Below are 20,111 nucleotides of genomic sequence, written 5' to 3'. Positions count from 1 at the left end.
GGCCGGTGGATCGCCTGGTGCACGGGGAGGCGTCCGGAGGGGTGGCGACGATCACCCTCGACTCCCCCCGCAACCGCAACGCCCTGTCGGTGCGGCTGCTGGGCGATCTGGAGGAGCGCCTGGAGTGGGCGCTGGCGGAGGAGAGCGTCCGGGTGATCGTGCTCACCGCCACCGGGCCGGTGTTCTGCGCGGGCGCCGACCTCAAGGAGCAGCGGGTCGCCCCGGGCGCGGCCCACGAGGCGCCGGTGACCGCGTCGTTCCCGGAGATCATGCAGTTGATCTGGGAGAGCCCCAAGCCGGTCGTGTGCAGGCTGAACGGCACCGCGCGGGCCGGCGGGCTGGGCCTGGTGGCGGCCTGCGACTTCGCGATCGCCCCCGCCTCGGCGTCGTTCGCGTTCAGCGAGGTGCGGCTGGGCGTGGTGCCCGCGATGATCTCGGTGACCGTGCTGCGGCGGCTCGACCCGCGCGCCGCCGCCGAGTACCTGCTCACCGGCGAGACCTTCGACGCCGCCCGCGCCGCGGAGATCGGGCTGCTCACCCGGGCCGTGCCCGAGGAGGAGGTGGACGCGACGGTCGCCCACTACACCGGCATGCTGCTGCGCGGCGGTCCCGAGGCGCTGGCCCTGACCAAACAGCTGGTGCGGACCGTGCCGTCGTTGAGCGTCGAGGAGGGCATGCGCCAGATGGCCGAGCTGTCGGCGCGGCGCTTCACCTCCGCCGAGGGGCAGGAGGGCATCGCCGCCTTCATGGAGAAGCGGCCGGCCTCCTGGGTGCCGCCGGGGGCGGCGCTCTGATGCTGCGCGTCGCCAACTGCTCCGGTTTCTACGGCGACCGGCTCTCTGCCGCCAGGGAGATGGTCGAGGGCGGCCCGATCGACGTGCTCACCGGCGACTGGCTCGCCGAGCTGACCATGCTGATCCTGGCCGGGAACCGGGCCAAGGGCCGGCCCGGCTACGCGACGACCTTCCTGACGCAGCTGGAGGAGGTCCTCGGGACGTGCCTGGAGCGGGGGGTGAAGGTCGTCTCCAACGCGGGCGGGCTGGATCCGGCCGGATGCGCCGAGGCCGTGCGCGAGCTGGCCGGGCGCCTCGGGCTGCCGGTGAGGGTCGCCTGCGTCACCGGTGACGACCTGACCGGCCGCGATCTGGCGGGCGCGCCGAACGCCGACACCGGCGAGCCGCTGCCCGCCCCCGCGCTGACCGCCAACGCCTACCTGGGGGGCCGCCCGATCGCCGCCGCCCTGTCGGCCGGGGCGGACGTGGTGGTGACCGGCCGCGTCACGGACGCCGCCCTGGTCACCGGGCCGGGGATCTGGCGGTACGGCTGGGGGCCCGGCGACCTCGACGCGCTGGCCGGTTCCGTGGTCGCCGGGCACGTCATCGAGTGCGGCTGCCAGGCGACCGGCGGCAACTACGCGTTCTTCGAGGAGGTGCCGGACCTGACGCGCTGCGGGTTCCCCCTGGTGGAGCTGGAGGCCGACGGGTCGTGCGTGGTCACCAAGCACCCGGGCACCGGCGGGCTCGTCTCGGTGGGCACGGTCACCGCGCAGCTGCTGTACGAGATCGGCTCGCCCCGCTACCTCGGCCCGGACGTGGTCGCGCGCTTCGACACGATCCGGCTGGAGCAGCAGAGCCCGGACCGGGTCCGCGTCTCGGGGGTGCGCGGTGAGGCGCCGCCGGACACGCTCAAGGTGGCCGTCAACTACCTGGCGGGCTACCGCAACACGATGACGCTCGTGCTGACCGGCCTGGACATCGAGGCCAAGGCCCGCCTGGCGGAGGAGGCAATCTGGTCGCGGGTGCCGAAGGAGTCGTTCGACGAGGTCCACGTGGAGCTGACCCCGCTCGCCGGGACGGCCCTGCTGCGCGTCACCGTGATGGACGCCGACCGGCGCAGGGCCGGACGCGCCTTCTCCTCGGCCGTGGTCGAGACGGGCCTGGCGAGCTATCCCGGTTTCTACGGCCTCACCCCTCCCGGTGACGCCTCGCCGTACGGGGTCTACTGGCCGACGCTGGTCCCGGCGGAGACGGTACGGGCCCGCGTCCTGCTCGACGGCCACGAACTCCCCGGCACACCGGCCGGAGGCACCGAGGACCCGCAGGGCACGGGAGACGCCGGGAGCGTGGGAGGGACGCGGGCGGGGATCGCGGAGAACACCGGGCACGCCACCGGTGCCGTCTCCGGTGCCGCGCCCGGTGACGGCCCCGGCCACGATGCCGCGTCCGATGACGACCCCGGCCACGGACACGAGGCCGTGCCCGGTGACGAGCACGACGCCGTCCCCGGTGACGACGTCGGCCGGGACGCGGGGAGTGTGCGGGTGGCGCTGGGCACGATCGTGGGTGCCCGCTCCGGGGACAAGGGCGGCAACGCCAACCTGGGCGTCTGGGTCGCCACCCCTGAACGGTTCGGCTGGCTGAGGGACCACCTGACGACCGAGCGCCTGGCGGAGCTGCTGCCCTCCACCGCCGGGCTGAGGGTCGAACGTTTCGAGCTGCCCAACCTGCTCGCCCTCAACTTCGTCGTGCACGGCCTCCTCGGCCGGGGCGTGGCCGCGAGTCCCCGTCTCGACGCGCAGGCCAAGGCCCTCGGCGAGGAGCTCCGCGCCGGGTTCGCCGACGTCCCGCGCCACCTGCTCTGACCCTGGATCGCCGGCTCTTCCGGGCGGGGCCCCGGCGACGGCGACCGGGTGGGCGGCGGGAATCCCCCCGGGAGGCCGGCGTCTCGCCGAGTGTTCCCGCCCGTCACGGAGGGCCCGGCGAGGTCGCGTGCGGAGCAGGGACCGCCTCCGCGGTCCGGGCCGCTATTGACCGTCGCGGGCGGGAATCGTAGATTCACCCCTGCCAGAACATCATTCGGTACGGGAGGGCGTATGACGGCCGCGCACATCGACGTCACCGCGATCGACTTCGACGTGCTCGGTGCGTGGATGGACGAGCAGGGACTGCCCGGCGGGCCGTTCGAGCACGTCGCGCCGGTGACCGGCGGGACGCAGAACGTCATGGTGCGCTTCGGGCGCGGCGGCGCGTCGTACGTGCTGCGCAGGCCGCCGCTGCACCCGCGTGCCAGGAGCAACGAGGTGCTCCGCCGGGAGGCGAGGGTGCTCGCGGTCCTGCGCGACACCCCGGTGGCCGCGCCGCGCCTGGTCGCGGCCTGCGTCGACGAGGGCGTCATGGGCGCGGTCTTCTACCTGATGGAGCCGGTCGAGGGGTTCAACGCCACGGTCGGGCTGCCCGAACGGCACGCGAACGATCCCGCCATCCGGCACCGGATGGGACTGGAGGCGGCCTCGGCGCTGGCCGAGCTCGGCCGGGCCGACCACGGCGCGCTCGACGGCTTCGGCCGCCCCGAGGGATTCCTGGAGCGGCAGGTGCCGCGCTGGATGGGCGAGCTGGACGGGTACGGCGCGCTGGCCGGATATCCGGGACCGGACATTCCCGGCCTGGAGGAGACCGCCGCCTGGCTGGAGCGCAACCGGCCCGCGGGGTTCGTTCCCGGGATCATGCACGGTGACTACCACCTGGCCAACCTCATGTTCGCCCTGGACGGCCCGCGGGTGGCCGCGATCGTCGACTGGGAGATGTGCACGGTCGGCGACCCGCTGCTGGACCTGGGCTGGCTGCTGGCGACCTGGCCGTCCCCGGACGGGGTCGGCGTGATCTCCGGCGGTGTCACCGGCCTGGCCCCGACCGCGGAGCTCGTCGACTGCTACGCCGCCCTGTCCGACCGCGACCTGTCGGCCGCCGACTGGTACGCGGTGATGGCCTGTTTCAAGCTGGGCATCGTCCTGGAGGGCACGCACGCCCGCGCCTGCGCGGGCAAGGCCCCCAAGGAGATCGGGGACCTGCTCCACGCGACCACCCTGAACCTGTTCGCCCGCGCCCGCACGTTCATGTGAAACCTTCACGCGATCGCGCGCCCCGCCGGAGGTGACGCGCACGTTCGGCGGGGCGTATGACGGCAGGTCTCCCGGGACGAGGCCAAAGTTTGATCTATTTATACAAACGCCCGCTAAAGCCTCGATCGCTTGATAAGCATCTCAAGATCGTGCAATTCTCTGTCGAGACGGAGGTGACGCACGATGCTGGACACGCTGTCCTGCCTGGAGCGGTTCGTTGTCGCGATACGGCAGCACGCCGACCTGTCGGTCCGGCGCATCTCCTTCGGCGACCCCGCGTACGTCTACGTCCGCAACCGTTTCAGCAGCACCCTGGCCGAGACCGTGACCTGCTCCCCCGACGGGGGTTTCATCACCTCCTGGGGATACCGTCTCGGCAACAGCGAGAACATCGACGGCGCCGCGGCGCGCCTGGCCTTCCTCCTCGCGGCCCTGCCCACCCCCCGGATCTGAGCGCTCCGCGCGACCGGCTTCCCCGGGAACCGGCTCCCCTCCCCGGGGAGATCACGCCGATTCGGTGGGCAGGCCGGCGCCGGCCCAGTCCTCGATGCCCTCGCGGTACTTGCGGACGTCGGTGTAGCCGAGGGCGGTGAGCCGGTCGGCGACCTGCCCGCTGTTGGGGCACGCCGGGTTGGAGCAGTAGGTGACGATCGCGGCGTCACGGTCGGGGAGCAGGACGGGGGCCAGCGTGTCGACGTCGGCCCTGACCAGCGCGACGGCGCCGGGCAGGTGCCGCTGCGCGTAGTACTGCCCTCCCAGCGCGTCGACGACGGTCACGGTGCCCGCGTCGATCGCGGTCCTCAGTTCGTCCCGGGTGATGAGTGCGGTCATGTCGCTACCTCCAGAAGAATCGGACTATAGTCCGGTTGTGGCTCACGACAATAACGGACCGCAGTCCGCTTCTGCAACACCGCTGGAACTGCTGCGCACGCCGCCTCCCCGGGAGCGGGCGGACGCGGCCCGTAACCGCGCCGCGGTACTGGAGGCGGCGGCCCGGCTGTTCGCCGAACAGGGCGTGGAGGCGGTGTCCATGGACCAGGTGGCCGCCGCCGCCGGCGTCGGCAAGGGCACCCTGTTCCGCCGGTTCGGCGACAGGTCGGGGCTGGCCGCCGCCCTGCTGGACGCCCGGGAGCGCGTGTTGCAGGAGGCGATCCTGCACGGGCCGCCGCCGCTCGGCCTCGGGGGCGCGGCGGGGGAACGGCTCGCCGCGTTCGTCGACGCCTACGTCGACTACCTGCTGGAGCACCTGGACCTGATCCGGATGTCGGAGACCGCGGCGCCCGGCGCCCGCTACCGAATCGGCGCCTACCGGTTCTGGCACCGCCACGTGACGATCCTGCTCGGCGGCACGCCCGATCCCGAGCACACCGCCCATGCCGTGCTGGCCGCGCTGTCGGCCGAGCACGTGTCCGCACTCCTGCCGGAACTGGGCGAGAGACGCATACGCGCCGGCGTCCTCCGCCTCGCGCGTTCGGTGACACGGCCGCCGGACGGCGAGGGGGGACGCACGGCCGGACCGTGAGTCAGGCAGGCGCCGCCGGACGGTGGGCCGGCGACACGGCGCCCGCCCGGTCCGTACGGCGCGCAGGGCCGGTCTCTACGGCGCGTCGGCCGGTTCCACCGCGAAGACCGACAGGTCGAGACCGACCTCCCGGGCCGCGGCCACCCGGGCGTGGTGGAGCAACCGGCTGCGGGACATGGTGCCGGTGTGCAGGGTGTAGCGGACCACCAGGCCGTCGAGCATGCCGTCGATCCGCTCGGCCGAGCCCACCGGGTCGTCGCAGGCGAACTCGCCGGAGGCCACGCCCTCGGAGATCACCAGGCCGAGGATCTCGATCCAGGAGCCCTCCAGCTCCAGCAGGATCCTGCGGACGTGCTCCTCGCGCACCCCGACGGCCCAGGCGTCCAGCCAGAGGATCCAGCTCTGGTCGGACCGGGAGGCCGGGATGTAGAAGCGCAGGACCCGGTCGAGACGCTGGACGGCGGTGCCGGGCTCCGCCACGATCTCCCTCAGCCGCTGCACCTCGGAGTCGCTGGTGCTGCGGAGCATCTCGGTGATGAGATCGTCCTTGGTCGCGAAGTGGTAGTGGATCAGCCCACCGCTCACGTTCGTCGCCCTGGCGATGTCGGCGACCCGGGTGCTGGCCAGCCCGCGCTCCAGCACGACCCGCCTGGCCGCCTCGAGGAGCTCCGCGCGCCGCTGGTCGGCCTGGTCGGCGCGACTGCCGCGCGCCCCTGCTCCGCTGTGCACGGCGCAAGACTACAGCAGCCGCACCGCCCTCCCCACTACTACTGATTGGCTGATCAGTCAACCGTTTCACCCCGCCACGGGTGACCGTATCCGGTCAGCCGCAGCGGTACAGGGGTCGGCCGGTGGTGCTCCCGTACTCCGCGGCCGGGATCGCGGCGCAGTTGGCCCGAACCCACTCGGTCACCTGGGAGCCTCCCCCGTCGGGACCTCCCCGGCCGCCACCGGTCATCACATACCCGAGGGCGCCGGAGGAGAGCAGGTCCCGGAGCCGGTCCACGGTCATCGCGGGGTCGCCGCCGCTGAAACCGCCCGTGGTGATGACGGGCAGCCGCGTCGTCAGGATGACGGAGGAGGCACCCTGCGCGCCGCTCACCGCGACCAGCCAGGTCGCCCCGCCCCGGTTGCGCGTCAGGTACTCGATCGGCAGCGGGGCCACAAGCGGCAGGAAGGCGTCCAGGTCGGTGGAGAGATCCACGTCCATTTGACGCGCTCCCCGGCCCGAAGGCCGGGGATTCAGCCCGTGCCGCGTCACGCGGCACCTCTGAGGCTTCCTGCTTCGTCCCTGCCTTATGGCTGAGCGTATGAGTGTTCCACAACTTCGGGACCAACTCCGAGACCAAGGCGATCGTTGACACCGGGTGAGAAAACGACGCGGCCCACCCGTCCGGGCATGTCCGGAGGCGGGGACGCGCGTCAGGCGGTGGGGGCGCGCAGGCGGGCAAGGGTCTCGGCCTCGTCCCAGACCTCCCCGTACTTGGCCTGGATGTCGTGGAGGTTCGCCTCGTGCGGTCCCGGGGCGCGGTCGCCGACGGCCTGGCGCACGACGACGGGCAGGAAGCCGTGCTGGATCGCGTCGACCGCGGTGGCCCGGACGCAGCCGCTGGTGGACACGCCCGCGACGACCAGGGTGTCGACGCGCAGCGCGGTGAGGGTGGAGGCCAGGGAGGTGCCGAAGAAGGCGCTGGCGTACTGCTTGACGACGACGAGCTCGCCCGGGGCGGGGGCCACCTCGGGCATGAGCGCGCCGAGCGGGCCGTCGCCGACCAGGTGCCGCAGCGGGGCGACCTTGCGGAAGAACAGGCCGCCGTCCGTGCCGCCCGGCCCGTAGGAGACGCGGGTGTGCACGACCGGGACGCCCGCCTCGCGGGCCGTGGCCAGCAGCCGGGCGGCCGACTCCAGGCAGCCGCGCGACCCGAGGAACAGCTCGGCACCCGGCTCGAAGTAGGCGCGCATCAGGTCGATGAGGATCAGCGCCGGACGCTCCCCGAAGGGCAGGGTCCCCCCGAACGCCTCACCGGACCCGGATCCCGCCCTGAACCCCGAACCAGAGCCCGAACCGGAGCCCGAGCCCGAGCCGGACTCCGTCCAGGATCCCAAGCCCGAGCCCGAGCCCGGGACGGGCCCGGACTCCGGACCCGTCCCGGACCCCGTGCTCACACCCGTACCGGCGGCCGGGGGGCGGGCAGGCCGGTCTCCTCCTCGCAGCGGGCCAGGATCTCCTCCAGCGGCGGGCCCATGTCGAACACCGCGGGCTCGGGCCTGGTCTCGCGCAGCGAGGCGCGCAACTCGGCCGTCGCCCCCTCGTCCACCACGCCCTCGGCGTCGCAGGCCACGCCGTAGCGGCGGGCGCCGTCGGCGCTGACCAGCCCGCGCCGTACCTCCAGCGCGACCAGCGCGGGGTCGCGCTCGAGCGGGTCGCCCCACCCGCCGCCGCCCCAGGTGACGAAGTGCAGCAGGTCGCCCGGGGAGACCGGGACGTCGTGCACCTTGCTGGGCAGCGTCTGCACGCTCCCGTCGGCCCGTTCGATCCACTTGCGTCCCCGGGCGCCGGGGGTGCCGCCGTTGACGCCCCAGGGGTAGGTGAGCCAGCGGTCGTCGTGGATGGCGATCGTGCCCGGCTCCAGGAACCGGTAGGCGACGTCCACGCCGTTGCCGCCGCGGTGCAGGCCGGCGCCGCCGGTGTCGGCGACGGTCTCCCAGCGCTCGATCCGCAGCGGGTAGTACGACTCCAGGAACTCGCACGGGATGTTCGTGAACGACGGCCACAGCGAGTGCCCGTCGGGCCCGTCGCCGATCGGGCGTCCCGGGATGCCGCCGAAGCCGATGGAGTAGAGCTGAAACCACTCCCCCGTGCCGGTCTTGTTCCCGGAGTACATGAAGTGCGGCGAGGAGGAGAAGCCCGCGGCGTTCAGCAGCTCCGGCGTCCGCTGCCCGAGCAGCCCGCCGAACAGGTCGAAGATGCGGCCGATGCCGTGGTTGCGGGCGTTGAGCGCGGCCGGGTACTCCGGCTTCCAGAAGCTCTTCTCCGGGATGTGCACGTCCACCAGCGGGTAGAAGCCGTCGTTCCACAGGATCTGCGGGTCGGCCACGGTGATCAGGTAGATGCCGAAGAACATCCGGGCGAGGTTCTCGTTGATGAAGTAGTTGATCGGCCCCTGGGCCTGCGGGTCGCTGCCGGAGAAGTCCAGCAGCACCTTCTCCCCGGTCCGCGTCAGCGACAGCGTCAGCTTGTACGGGCCGAAGCCCACCCCGTCGTCGCAGATGTAGTCGGAGAAGGTGAGGGTCTCCCCGTCCTCGAAGAGCGTGGCCAGCAGGATCTTCATCGCGTCGTGGTTGCGCCGCAGCAGCGCCTCCAGCGCCGAGGTGTAGGTCTCGGTCCCGAAGCGCGCGCACAGCTCCTGGATCCGCCGGGAGGCGGTGCGGCAGGCCGCGATGAGGCCGTTGAGGTCGGCGCGGTTCCAGTCGGGCTGGCGCACCTGGTTGAGGATGATGCGCAGCGCGTCCTCGTTGAGCACGCCCCGCGAGTAGAGCTTGAAGGGCGGGATGACCACGCCCTCCTCGAAGATGGTGCGCGCGTCGGTCGGCATGGAGCAGGCGGTCTTGCCGCCGACGTCCGACATGTGGCCGAACATCGACGCCCAACCGACGACCCGGCCGTCCACGTAGATCGGCATGACGATCAGCCAGTCGTTGGCGTGGCTGATCGCGCCGTCGCACGAGTAGGGGTCGGAGGTGAGCAGTACGTCGCCCTCCTCGATGGTCCCGTCGAACCCGTCGAGCAGCGAGGGGATCGACAGCCCGAACTGGCCGACGACCATGCGGCCCTGGGGGTCGCCGATCAGCGGGAACTCGTCGTGCTGCTCGCGGATGCCCGGGGAGAGCGCGGTGCGGAAGAGCACCTCGTCCATCTCGTGGCGCGCGTTGCGCAGCGCGTTCTCGATGATGTCGAGGGTGACCGGGTCGACGTCCACCGCCGTGAGCGGCGCGCCGGCGGTCTCGATGATCTGGGCCATCATGCCTCCTGGGGGCGGATGAGCAGGCTGCCGCTCTCGTGGACCGTGGCGGCGTGGCCCGGCAGCACGAGGGTGGTGGAGTCCATTTCGACGACGATCGCCGGGCCGCGGACCACGTTCCCGGCCAGCAGTGCGGAGCGGTCGTAGACGGAGGCGTCGCTCCAGCCGCCCTCGACCCAGATGGGATGGGTGGAGACGACGGCCGCGGAGGCGTCCTCGCCACCGGCGGCCAGCGCGACCGCGCGGACGTTGGGGCGCGGGCCGCTGACCGCGGCGCGGGCGCTGACCAGCTCGTGCTCGTTGCCCAGCAGGAAGGAGAAGAGCCGCTCGTGCTCGGTGTCGAACGCCTTGCCCAGGGCCTCAAGACCGGTGTCGGCCTCCACCGGGATCGGGATCTCGAATCCCTGCCCGTGATAGCGGACGTCGACGTGGTAGGTGGCGCTCTGGTCGGCGCGGCCGACGCCCTCGGCCTCCAGCGTCCGCGCGGCGGTCTCGGCCAGCTCGGCCAGCAGCTCGCCCAGCTCGGTGTCGGTGAGCCGGGAGAAGCGCCGGATGTAGGTGCGGGAGGCCTCGTCGCGCAGCGAGGTGGTGGCGTCGCCGTACGCGCACAGCACGCCCGGCGAGGGCGGGATGACGACCGGCCAGGAGCCGGTGAGGCGGCCCAGCGCGTTGGCGTGCAGCGGCCCTGCCCCGCCGAAGGCGACCATGGCGAAGTCGCGCGGGTCGAAGCCCTGCTGGACCGAGACCAGGCGCAACGCGCCGAACATGTTCTCGTTGACGATGTCGACGATGCCCTGGGCCGCGGCCTCGGCCGACGGCAGGCCCATGGCCTCGGCGACCCGCGCGACCGCGGCGTGGGAACGTTCCCGGTCCAGGACGATCTCGCCTCCGGCCAGGCGGGTCGGCAGGTAGCCGAGCACCACGTTGGCGTCGGTGACGGTCGGCTCCTCGCCTCCCCTGCCGTACGCGGCCGGGCCCGGGTCGGCTCCGGCGGACTGCGGGCCGACGCGCAGCGCCCGGGTCAGCTCGGGGACGTGCGCGATGGAGCCGCCGCCGGCGCCGACGGTCCGCACGTCCACCGAGGCCGAGCGGACGGTGAGGTCGCCGACCTTGGTCTCGCGGCCGATACGCGGGCGCAGGTTCTCGACCAGGGCGACGTCGGTGGAGGTGCCGCCCATGTCGAAGGTGAGGAAGTCGGGGAAACCGGCCTGCTCGGCCACCCAGACCGCGCCGGCGACGCCGCCGGCCGGGCCCGACAGCAGCAGGTTGACCGGGCTGGCCGCCGCGGCCGGGGCGGAGGCCAGGCCGCCGTCACTGCGCAGGATGTTCAGCGTGCCCTCCACCCCGCCTGCGGCGATCTTCGAGGCGAGGTTGTCCATGTACCGGGCGACCTGCGGCTGGACGTAGCCGTTGGCGACCGTGGTGATGGTCCGCTCGTACTCGCGCAGCTCGGGCAGGACGGCCGAGGAGATCGAGACCGGCACGCCCGGCAGCTCCTCGGCGGCGATCTCGGCGATCCGCCGCTCGTGGCCGTCGAAGGCGTAGGAGTTGATCAGGGAGACCGCGAGGGCCTCGACGCCGCGCAGCCGTCCCAGGGAGGCGCGCAGCGCGTCCTCGTCCAGGGGGATGACGACGGAGCCGTCCGAGGCGACGCGTTCGACGGCCTCGATCGTGTCCTCCAGCGCGGCCAGCGGCTCGGGCTTGGGCCAGATGATCCAGCCGGCCAGGCCGCCGGGCACGAACGAGCGGGCGATCTGCAGCACCTGCCGGAACCCTGCGGTGGTCACCAGGCCCACCCGGGCGCCCTTGCCCTCCAGGATGGCGTTGGTCGCGACCGTGGTCCCGTGCAGGACCTGGCCGATCTCGGACAGGGGGATGCCGGCCTCGGCGCAGACCTTCTCGATGCCCGCCAGCACCCCCTCCGACTGGTCGTGGGGGGTCGAGGGGGTCTTGGCGCGGAAGGTGCGCCCGTTGTCGGTGTCGATGAGGAGGATGTCGGTGAACGTCCCTCCGACGTCCACCCCGAGCCGGTAGTGCATGCCGTGCTCCTTGTCAGATGATTCCTGTCGCGGCGAGCCGCGCGATCTCTTCGCCGGTCAGGCCGAGCAGGCCGCCGTAGACCTCGTCGTTGTGCGCGCCGAGCTCGGGCCCGGCGCTGCGTACGCTCCCCGGCGTGTCGGAGAGCTTGGGGACCACGTTCTGCATGGCCAGCTCGCCGAACTCGGGGTGGGGGACGCGCACGATCGCCTCGCGGGCGGCGAAGTGCGGGTCGTCGAACATGTCGGCGGCCCGGTAGATCCGCCCGGCCGGGACGCCGTCGCGGTGCAGGATCTCCAGCAGCTCGTCGGCGGGGAAGCCGGCCGTCCAGCGGGCGATCGTCTCGTCCAGCTCGGCCATGTGGGCGCCGCGGGCGCCGTGGGTGGCGTAGCGCTCGTCGGCGGCGAGCTCGTCCGCGCCCATCGTCGTGGCCAGGCGGCGGAACACGCTGTCCTGGTTGGCCGCGATGAGGACCGAGTCGCCGTCGGCGGTGGGGTAGACGTTGCTGGGCGAGACGTTGGGCAGCACCGGGCCGGTGCGTTCGCGCTGGTAGGAGGCCTGCTGCCACTCGGGCAGCATCGACTCCATCATGGCGAGCACGGCCTCGTAGATCGCCGAGTCGACGACCTGGCCCTTGCCGCTGCGTTCGCGCTCGTGCAGCGCGACGAGCGTGCCGATGCAGGCGTGGGTGGCGGCCAGCGAGTCGCCCAGCGAGATCCCGGCGCGCGACGGCGGCCGGTCGGGGTCGCCGGTGACGTAGCGGATGCCGCCCATGGCCTCGCCGATCGAGCCGTACCCGGCCCTGGGCGCGTACGGGCCGGTCTGGCCGAACCCGGTGACCCGGGTGATGACCAGGCCGGGGTTGATCTCGTGCAGCCGCTCGGGGGACATGCCCCAGCGCTCCAGCGTGCCGGGCCGGAAGTTCTCCAGCAGTACGTCGGCCCGCTCGACCAGCCTGCGGACCAGGTCCTGGCCCTCGGCGGTGCGCAGGTCGCAGGTGACCGACTTCTTGTTGCGGGCCACCACCGGCCACCACAGGGACGTGCCGTGCGGCTTCTCCCTGCCCCACTGGCGCATGGGGTCGCCCCGGCCGGGGTCCTCCACCTTGATGATCTCCGCGCCGAAGTCGCCGAGGAGTTGCCCGCAGAACGGTCCTGCGAGCAGCTGCCCGAGTTCGACGACCCGGACGTCTCCGAGCGGAAGGCCTCTCATCTGGGATTCTCCTGGTGACGGGGACCGAGCAGGGACGCGCGGGCGGAGAACAGGTGGGCGCGCATGACGGCCTCGGCCCATTCGGGGTCTCCGGCCCGCACGGCCGCGGCGATCTCGATGTGGTGGTTGACGCTGCGCCGCATCGCCTCCTCGTCGAAGGCTCCGTAGGTGCGCAGCAGGACGGGCGAGTGGACCAGGGAGCTGATCGACTGGGCGAGGACGGCGCTGCCGCCGAGGCGTACCAGGTCGCCGTGGAAGTCGGCGTTGAGGCGGTAGACCGCCTCGACGTCGCCCCGGTCGGCGTGGTCGCGCAGGTCGAGCGCGACCCGGTGCAGGCGGTCGCAGTCGTCGGCGGTGGCGACGGCGGCGGCCTGGCGCGCGGCCAGGCCCTCGATCCGCGCCCGCAGCTCGAAGATCGTCTCCAGGTCCTCGCGCGGGTACTCCACGACGCGGGCGCCGCGGTTGGCCGCGATCTCGACGAGTCCCTCGGCCTGCAGGCGGCGCAGCGCCTCGCGGACCGGCGTCCTGCTCACGCCGAGGGTCTCGGCCAGCTCGGCCTCGCCCAGTCGGTCGCCCGGGACGTACTGCCCGGCGAGGATCAGCCCACGTAGGTCATCGACCACTGACATGTATACATTCCTCCGGTCTATCTGCCACCATGATGGGGATATGCCTGGTCAATAACAAGAGGTTGCATACAATTCATGGAAATAGACGTCGTTGAGGTCGGCCCGAGGGACGGCCTGCAGAACGAGCCGATGATCGTGTCCACCGACGCCAAGGTGGCCTACATCGAGGCGCTGGTCGCGGCCGGGTCGCGCCGCGTCGAGGCGGTGAGCTTCGCCCACCCCGGGCGGGTGCCGCAGATGGCCGACGCCGAGGCGGTGATGGCCCGGGTGCCCCGCGTCGCCGGGGTCCGCTACGCCGGGCTGGTGCTCAACGAGCGCGGCCTGGACCGCGCGCTGGCCGCCGGGGTGGACGAGGTCAACGTCGTCGTGGTCGCCACCGAGACCTTCTCCGAGCGCAACCAGAACATGTCCGTACGGCAGGCCGTGGACGCCTTCGCCGTGATCGCCGGGCGGGCCCGCGAGGCCGGGCTGGGCGTCACCGTCACCGTCGGCGCGAGCTTCGGCTGCCCGTTCGAGGGCGAGGTCTCCCCCGCGCGGGTGGCCGAGATCGTGCGGCGCTGCGCCGGGGCCGGGGCCGACGAGATCGCGCTCGCCGACACCATCGGCGTGGGCGTGCCCGCCGAGGTGCGCCTGCTGACCTCGGCGGTGCGCGAGGTCACGGACCTGCCGCTGCGCTTCCACTTCCACAACACCCGCAACACCGGGTACGCCAACGCCGAGGCCGCCCTGCACGCCGGGGCGACGTCCCTGGACGCCAGTGCCGGCGGCATCGGCGGCTGCCCCTTCGCACCCGCCGCGACCGGCAACATCGCCACCGAGGACCTGGTCTACCTGCTGCACCGCTCCGGGGTACGCACCGGCCTGGACCTGCCGGCGCTGCTGGGGGCCGCGGCCCTGATCGAACCCGAGCTGGACGCGCCCCTTCCGGCGCAGCTCGGCCGCGCCGGCATCTGGCCCGCGCCAGGAACGCCCGACGCCACCGATACGTCCGACGCGACCGGCTTCTCCGGCTGAGCCGCCCCGGTCCGGCTCCCCGGCCCGGAGATCGGGCGATCCCGCACGGACCTCCGGACGGGGGCCTGAGCCCGCCGGGTGGATCTCCCCGCGGGCGCCCGGCGTTCTCGCTGCGCAGCGCGGGCTCGTCGTCCACGACCAGCACCCGCGCCGCCTCACCGTCAGCCATGGGGCCACGGTAGACGGCCATGATGAGGAGCCCGTGAAGGCCCGCGGCCGGGACGCGGGCGAGCGACCGCGATCGGGAACGTGGGGATCAGCCGAGCGCGGCCATGGCGGCGTTGTGGCCGGGGATGCCGCTGACGCCGCCGCCGCGCCGGGCCCCGGCGCCGCAGAGCAGGACGCGCTCGAAGCCGGTCTCCACCCCCCAGCTCCCGCTCTCTCCGTACGGCCAGGAAAGGTCGCGGTGGAAGATGTGACCGCCGGGCAGGCCCGTCTCGGTCTCCAGGTCCACCGGCGTCCTGACCTCCAGGCAGGCGGTGCCGTCCGGGGCGCGCAACAGGCAGTCCTCGACGGGCTCGGCCAGCACCCGGTCCATCGAGGCGAGCGTGGCGCGCAGCGCGGCCTCGCGCGCCCCCTCCGGGTCCTCGCGGAACAGCCCGGCCGGCATGTACAGGCCGAACAGCGTCATCGTGTGGGCCCCGGCCTCGCGCAGCCCCGGTCCCAGGATGGAGGGATCGGTCAGCGAGTGGCAGTAGACCTCGGCCGGGGGCAGCGACGGGATCCGCCCGGCCGACGCCTCCTCGTAGGCGCGGGCCAGATCCCGGCGCCCCTCGTTGATGTGGAAGGTGCCGCCGAACGCGGCCGCGGGGTCCACGTGCGGGTCCCGCAGCCGGGGCAGCCGCGAGAGCACCATGTTGACCTTGAGCTGGGACCCCTCGGGCAGGGGTTCGGCGCCGCCGCCCAGGAGCCGGTCGAGCACGACGGGCGGCACGCCCGCCAGGATCCGCTCCCCCGAGACCGTGTGCTCCCCGGACGCGTCGCGGAAGGCGACCTCGCCGCGGGGGTCGATCCCGAACACCTCGGCGCCGGTCAGGATCTCCGCCCCGGCCGCGAGGGCGGCGTCGGCGAGCGCGCCGGAGACCGCCCCCATGCCGCCCACCGGGACGTTCCAGTCCCCGGTGCCGTCGCCGATCACGTGGTAGAGCAGGCAGCGGTTGGCCAGCAGGCCAGCGTCGTGCGGGTCGGCGAAGGTGCCGATGAGGGCGTCGGTGAGGACGACGCCGCGCACGGTGTCGTCGGCGAACCGCTCGTCCACCACCTCGCCGATCGGCCGCTCGAACAGCTCCCGCCACGCCTCGTCCCCGACCAGGCGCCGCATCGCCGCCCGGTCCGTCAGCGGTTCCAGCAGCGTCGGCGCGACCCGCTCGGCCACGGCGGCGGTCATCGCGTAGAAGCGCCGCCAGGCGTCCAGCTCTCCGGTGCCGCCCGTCACCCGGGTGAAGGAGGCCGCCGTCCGCGCGGCGTCGCCGTTGTCGACCAGCAGGCCGCTCTCCCCCACGGGCGTGTACGAGGCGTACCGGCGGCGGCGCAGCGTGATCCTCAGCCCCAGCTCGGTCACGATCCGGGACGGCAGCAGGCTGACCAGGTAGGAGTAGCGCGAGAGCCGGGCGTCCACCCCCGGGAACGCCCGCGCCGAGACGGCGAGGCCGCCGACGTGGTCGAGGCGTTCCAGGACGAGGACGCGCCGTCCGGCGCGGGCGAGGTAGGCGGCGGCGACCAGGCCGTTGTGGCCGCCTCCGACGATCACGGCGTCGTAGCGCGAGCGGAGCACGGGGCTTCCCGGTGGGACGAGAGGGCGGATGTTCCGGCCACCCGGGGATCCGCCCCGGCGGGCGGCCCGGGGCGGGGCACGGCCGGGTCGTGATCACCCCACGCCACTCACCTTATCTGGACGTTCTCGGACGTTCCAGAACATCCCGGCAACCCCTCGCGGCTCCCCCTGTCCACCTCGCCGTCACTCCACCTCGACGACTTCCAAGAACCCCGGGCACCTCGCGCCCTCACCACCGCTCCCTGGAGAGCCTCACTGCCGTTCCCGGCCCGCGGAGAGGGTGATCCTCAGCAGGGTGGCGGCGGGGCCGCTGGGGGCGCGGCCCCGCCGCCAGATCGCGCGCAACCGCCTGGTGAGGTCGATGTCCCTGGTGGGTACCGCGATCAGGCGGCCTCCCGCCAGCTCGGCCTCCACGGCGTACCCGCTGAGCACCGCGGGGGCGGCTCCCTCGCGGGCGGCTCCCTTGACCGCCGCGTTGGAGCCGAGCTCCAGCCTGGGGGCGGCGACGGCGTGGCCGGTCAGCGCGCGGTCCAGGGTCTCGCGGGTGCCCGAGCCGCGCTCGCGGACGACCAGCGGGGTGGCGGCCAGCTCGGCGGCGAGCAGCGGTGTGCGCCGCCGCGCCCACGGGTGGCCGGGCGCGACCACCACCACGAGCCGGTCGGTGGCCACCACCCGCGACACCAGCCCCTGCGGCACCGAGGGCCCCTCCACGAACCCGAGCTCGATCTCCCCGCCGATCAGCCTCGCCACCTCGGCGGAGTTCTGCACGTCCAGGCCGACCTGAACCTGGGGCTCGCGGTCCTGGAGCTCTCCCAGCCAGCGCGGCAGCAGGTACTCGGCCACCGTCATGCTGGCGGCGATGTGCAGGTGCGCGGCCCGGCCGTGCCGTACGGCCTCCGCCCCGCGCATGAGTTCCTCGGCCGCCGCCAGCACCTGCGCGGCCCAGGCGGAGACCATCGCGCCCTGCGGGGTGAGGGTGGAGCCGCGGGGGGTGCGTTCCAGCAGCGGCAGCCCGAGGCGGCGTTCCAGCTGTGAGATCCGCTTGCTCACCGACGGCTGCGCGATGCCGGCGGCACGGGCGGCCTGGCCGAGACTGCCCAGCCGGTCCACGTCGACGAGCAGTCGCAGGGATTCGAGGTCGGGCAGCTCGCTCATAGCTCCAGGCTATGACCTCCCACCGAGGCGGCGGCTACCGGCCGTGCCGTGTCCGGCCGAGACTCGGACCATGGCCGCCTCCTCCCGGGGACGACGACGTCCAGGACGGCCCGGCCAGGAACGGCACGACCACCGACGACACGGCCAGGGACGGCACGACCACCGGCGGTACGGCCGCTGACGGCACGACCACGAACGACGCAACCTCGGACAACGCAACCTCGGACAACGGAGCCACGGACAATGGAGTCGCGGGTGACGGAGCCACGAACGACCCGATCAGGAACGGCGGAGCCGCGGGCGGCGGATTCACGGACGACGCCCTCGCGTCCGCCGGCATCACGGACGGAACCGCTCCGGCCATCGGGGCCGCAGAGGACACCCCTCCGGCCGCCGGAGTCACGGACCGCACCCCCGCGGCCCCCGGAATCACGGACGGCGGCCCCTCTCCGGCCGTCGACGTCACCGGCTGACCGTCCCGGCGCCGCGAGATCGTCGGCGACGGGATCACCGGCGGCGGGAACGGGGACGTCAGAGCCACGAGTTGCTGGAGCACGGGCTGCGGGCCCCTGGACGGCAAGGGTGTGGACGGCGCACCTGTGGCCGCTGGTGCCCGGGCTCGCCGTCGTGATCGCGGCGACGGTGCTGGCCACGGCGGCGAGCCGGGTCGTCACCGGGGTGAGCGCGGCCGTGCTCGCGGTGGGACTGGGGGTGGCGCTCACCAACCTCGGCGGCCTGCGCCCCCGCCTGGCACCGGGCCTCAGGTTCGCCTCCCGGCGGGTGCTTCGTGTGGCGATCGTGCTGCTCGGCCTGCAGATCGCGCTTCCGGAACTGCTGGCGCTGGGCGGGGGCGCGCTGGCGGTGGTCGCGGTCGCGACCGGCGTCACGTTCGGCGCGACGCGCTGGATCGGCGTCCGCCTCGGGGTGACCCCGCGCAGGTCCCTGCTGATCGCGACCGGCGTGTCCGTCTGCGGGGCGGCGGCCGTGGCGGCCATGCACGAGGTCGCCGGGAGCGACGACGACGACGCGGCCGCCGCGGTCAGCGTGGTCGTGCTGTACGGCAGCGCCTCGATCGTCGTGCTGCCCCTGCTCGCCGGCGCGCTGGGGCTGACCCCCCACCAGCTCGGCCTGTGGGCCGGCGCGTCGGTCCACGAGGTCGCCCAGGTCGCGGCCATCGGCGCGGCGGCCGGTGCCGGGGTGCTGGCGAGCGCGGTGGCCGTCAAGCTGGCCCGGGTCCTGCTGCTGGCCCCGATGGTCGGGCTCACCTCCGCCGCCCTGCGCCACGGCGCCGCGGGCCGTCCGGCCGGCGAGTCCGGGCGGCGCCCGCCCGTGGTGCCGCTGTTCGTCGCCGGATTCGTCGCGGCGGTGGCGATCCGGAGCCTGGGCGTCGTACCCGCCGGGATCACCGGCGCGGTCCCCGGCCTGACCTCGGTGCTGCTGGCGGCGGCCCTGTTCGCCCTGGGCACCGGCGTCGATCTGCGCCGCCTCGCGCGGGGCGGGCGATCGCTGCTCCTGGGCGGCATCGCCACGGCCCTCATCGGCGGGATCTCCCTGGCCGGAGTCATGATCATCAGCTGATCCCCGGGCGGCGCCCCACGGCCCCCACGGGGCGCCGCCCGGCGGGATCCGGCCGGCCGGACGCCGTGGCCGCCGGGCAGTGCCCGAGCGCTGCCCGAGCGCTGCCCGGGCGGCGTCCCGCGCTTCTCGCACGCTCCCCACCGGCGGGATCGCCCCGGCCGGACACCGTGATCGCCGACTGATCGCCGACTGATCGCCGGCTGATCGTCGAGTGGACGTCTCCCCGTAACCGCCGTAACCTGCTCTTTCTGGGAAGACGGTGTCGTTTACCCCGTTCCAGAAGCGAACAATGGTCATTACCGCGGACAGGAAGACAGAACCGCCTCATGGGTACCACCCGACCGGCCCTCACCGACCTGCTGCGTCCCTCCGAGGAGGTGGCCGAGGCGCTGGACCGGGGTGCCCCGATCGTGGCGCTGGAGTCGACGATCATCTCGCACGGCCTGCCGCGGCCCCGCAACCTGGAGGTCGCGGTCGAGCTGGAGCGGATCGTCCGCGACACCGGGGCGGTACCGGCGACGATCGCGGTGCTGGACGGGGTGGCGCACATCGGCCTCGACAAGGACCGGCTGGAGCGCGTCGCCGGTGAGCCGGGCCTGCACAAGCTGGGCTTCCGCGACCTGCCCGCCGCCGCCGCGCTCGGGGCGAGCGGGGCGACCACCGTCTCGGCCACCTCGTTCCTGGCCGCCAGGGCGGGCATCCGGATCTTCGCCACCGGCGGGCTGGGCGGCGTGCACCGCGGCTGGACCGAGGACCAGGACGAGTCCGCCGACCTCGACATGCTGAGCCGTACCCGCATCACCGTGGTCTGCGCGGGCGTGAAGTCGATCCTGGACGTCCCGGCCACCCTCCAGCGGCTGGAGACGCGCGGCGTCACGATCGCGGGCTACCGGACCGGCGAGTTCCCCGGCTTCTACCTGCACTCCTCGGGCGAGCCGATCGACTGGCGGATCGAGACCCCGGACGAGGCCGCCGGCATCATGCGGGCCCAGGACGAGCTCGGCGGGCCGCGGACCGCGCTGATCGTCGCCAACCCGGTGCCGCGGGACGAGCAGCTCGACCCCGCCCTGCACGACCGGGTCCTGGCCGAGGCCCTCGCCTCGGCGCGGGAGGAGGGGATCACCGGCCAGGCCATCACCCCGTTCCTGCTGGGCTACCTGGTACGCGGCACCGACGGCGCCTCGCTGGAGGCGAACCTGGCCGCCGTACGGGGCAACGTCCGGCTCGCCGGGCGGATCGCGACCTGCTGGAGCCGGGGAGACTGAGGGCG

General features: G+C 73.6%; 18 protein-coding genes. 8 read left to right on the top strand and 10 right to left on the bottom strand.

Annotated features, from left to right (window positions below):
- Positions 1-5: 5 nt before the first annotated feature.
- The 4 genes from ACLQ2R_RS06595 (at position 6) to ACLQ2R_RS06580 (ending at position 4,351) form a co-directional block, all read left to right on the top strand.
- Positions 6-794, top strand: coding sequence for an enoyl-CoA hydratase-related protein (locus ACLQ2R_RS06595; protein WP_425958422.1), 789 nt, complete (start codon positions 6-8; stop codon positions 792-794).
- Complete coding sequence (locus ACLQ2R_RS06590; protein ID WP_425958421.1) at positions 794-2,641, top strand: acyclic terpene utilization AtuA family protein; 1,848 nt, start codon at positions 794-796, stop codon at positions 2,639-2,641. Before ACLQ2R_RS06595 ends, ACLQ2R_RS06590 begins: the two co-directional genes overlap by 1 nt.
- 231 nt (positions 2,642-2,872) lie before the next feature.
- On the top strand, positions 2,873-3,898 hold the full coding sequence (locus ACLQ2R_RS06585; RefSeq protein WP_425958420.1) for a phosphotransferase family protein: 1,026 nt from the start codon (positions 2,873-2,875) through the stop codon (positions 3,896-3,898).
- 183 nt (positions 3,899-4,081) lie between these two features.
- Positions 4,082-4,351 (top strand): hypothetical protein, encoded by a 270-nt coding sequence (locus tag ACLQ2R_RS06580; protein ID WP_386238047.1) that lies wholly within the window; start codon positions 4,082-4,084, stop codon positions 4,349-4,351.
- A 51-nt stretch (positions 4,352-4,402) separates the two neighbouring features.
- Here the strand turns inward: ACLQ2R_RS06580 and ACLQ2R_RS06575 are convergent, their stop codons facing one another.
- Entirely contained in the window at positions 4,403-4,729 is a 327-nt protein-coding gene (locus tag ACLQ2R_RS06575; protein ID WP_425958419.1) for a rhodanese-like domain-containing protein, read from the bottom strand.
- Between the two features lie 37 nt (positions 4,730-4,766).
- On the opposite strand from ACLQ2R_RS06575, the gene ACLQ2R_RS06570 reads away from it, so the two are divergent.
- Positions 4,767-5,420, top strand: coding sequence for a TetR/AcrR family transcriptional regulator (locus ACLQ2R_RS06570; RefSeq protein ID WP_425958418.1), 654 nt, complete (start codon positions 4,767-4,769; stop codon positions 5,418-5,420).
- Positions 5,421-5,495: 75 nt separating this feature from the next.
- Here ACLQ2R_RS06570 and ACLQ2R_RS06565 read toward each other — a convergent pair whose 3' ends face one another.
- From ACLQ2R_RS06565 to ACLQ2R_RS06535, 7 genes are all read right to left on the bottom strand, one after another.
- Positions 5,496-6,149, bottom strand: coding sequence for a TetR/AcrR family transcriptional regulator (locus tag ACLQ2R_RS06565; RefSeq protein ID WP_425958417.1), 654 nt, complete (start codon positions 6,147-6,149; stop codon positions 5,496-5,498).
- A gap of 94 nt (positions 6,150-6,243) precedes the next feature.
- Positions 6,244-6,630, bottom strand: coding sequence for a hypothetical protein (locus ACLQ2R_RS06560; RefSeq protein WP_425958416.1), 387 nt, complete (start codon positions 6,628-6,630; stop codon positions 6,244-6,246).
- A 212-nt stretch (positions 6,631-6,842) separates the two neighbouring features.
- Positions 6,843-7,526, bottom strand: a complete 684-nt coding sequence (locus ACLQ2R_RS06555; protein ID WP_425958415.1) for an isochorismatase family protein — start codon at positions 7,524-7,526, stop codon at positions 6,843-6,845.
- A 56-nt stretch (positions 7,527-7,582) separates the two neighbouring features.
- Positions 7,583-9,445 (bottom strand): hydantoinase B/oxoprolinase family protein, encoded by a 1,863-nt coding sequence (locus ACLQ2R_RS06550; RefSeq protein ID WP_425958414.1) that lies wholly within the window; start codon positions 9,443-9,445, stop codon positions 7,583-7,585.
- Positions 9,442-11,481, bottom strand: a complete 2,040-nt coding sequence (locus ACLQ2R_RS06545) for a hydantoinase/oxoprolinase family protein (protein ID WP_425958413.1) — start codon at positions 11,479-11,481, stop codon at positions 9,442-9,444. The genes ACLQ2R_RS06550 and ACLQ2R_RS06545 overlap by 4 nt, the downstream gene beginning before the upstream one ends.
- Positions 11,482-11,494: 13 nt before the next feature.
- Entirely contained in the window at positions 11,495-12,691 is a 1,197-nt protein-coding gene (locus ACLQ2R_RS06540; protein ID WP_425958412.1) for a CaiB/BaiF CoA transferase family protein, read from the bottom strand.
- Positions 12,688-13,320: a GntR family transcriptional regulator gene (locus ACLQ2R_RS06535; RefSeq protein ID WP_386238063.1), complete on the bottom strand. Its 633-nt coding sequence runs from the start codon at positions 13,318-13,320 to the stop codon at positions 12,688-12,690. Before ACLQ2R_RS06535 ends, ACLQ2R_RS06540 begins: the two co-directional genes overlap by 4 nt.
- 75 nt (positions 13,321-13,395) lie before the next feature.
- Between ACLQ2R_RS06535 and ACLQ2R_RS06530 the strand changes: the two genes are divergently transcribed.
- Positions 13,396-14,334 (top strand): hydroxymethylglutaryl-CoA lyase, encoded by a 939-nt coding sequence (locus tag ACLQ2R_RS06530; protein WP_425958411.1) that lies wholly within the window; start codon positions 13,396-13,398, stop codon positions 14,332-14,334.
- A 256-nt stretch (positions 14,335-14,590) separates the two neighbouring features.
- Here the strand turns inward: ACLQ2R_RS06530 and ACLQ2R_RS06525 are convergent, their stop codons facing one another.
- Both ACLQ2R_RS06525 and ACLQ2R_RS06520 read right to left on the bottom strand, forming a co-directional pair.
- Positions 14,591-16,108, bottom strand: coding sequence for a phytoene desaturase family protein (locus tag ACLQ2R_RS06525; protein WP_425958410.1), 1,518 nt, complete (start codon positions 16,106-16,108; stop codon positions 14,591-14,593).
- A gap of 252 nt (positions 16,109-16,360) precedes the next feature.
- A complete protein-coding gene (locus ACLQ2R_RS06520; RefSeq protein WP_425958409.1) occupies positions 16,361-17,263 on the bottom strand; it encodes a LysR family transcriptional regulator in 903 nt (300 codons plus the stop codon).
- 582 nt (positions 17,264-17,845) lie between these two features.
- Between ACLQ2R_RS06520 and ACLQ2R_RS06515 the strand changes: the two genes are divergently transcribed.
- Complete coding sequence (locus ACLQ2R_RS06515; protein WP_425958408.1) at positions 17,846-18,841, top strand: YeiH family protein; 996 nt, start codon at positions 17,846-17,848, stop codon at positions 18,839-18,841.
- 326 nt (positions 18,842-19,167) lie between these two features.
- Positions 19,168-20,106: a pseudouridine-5'-phosphate glycosidase gene (locus tag ACLQ2R_RS06510; protein WP_425958407.1), complete on the top strand. Its 939-nt coding sequence runs from the start codon at positions 19,168-19,170 to the stop codon at positions 20,104-20,106.
- The last annotated feature ends 5 nt before the right edge of the window (positions 20,107-20,111 follow it).

The sequence above is a fragment of the Streptosporangium sp. DT93 genome (assembly GCF_049844535.1).
Taxonomy (GTDB): domain Bacteria; phylum Actinomycetota; class Actinomycetes; order Streptosporangiales; family Streptosporangiaceae; genus Streptosporangium.
Note: the sequence above shows the minus strand (reverse complement) of the source record. Positions and strands in the feature narration are given on the sequence as shown.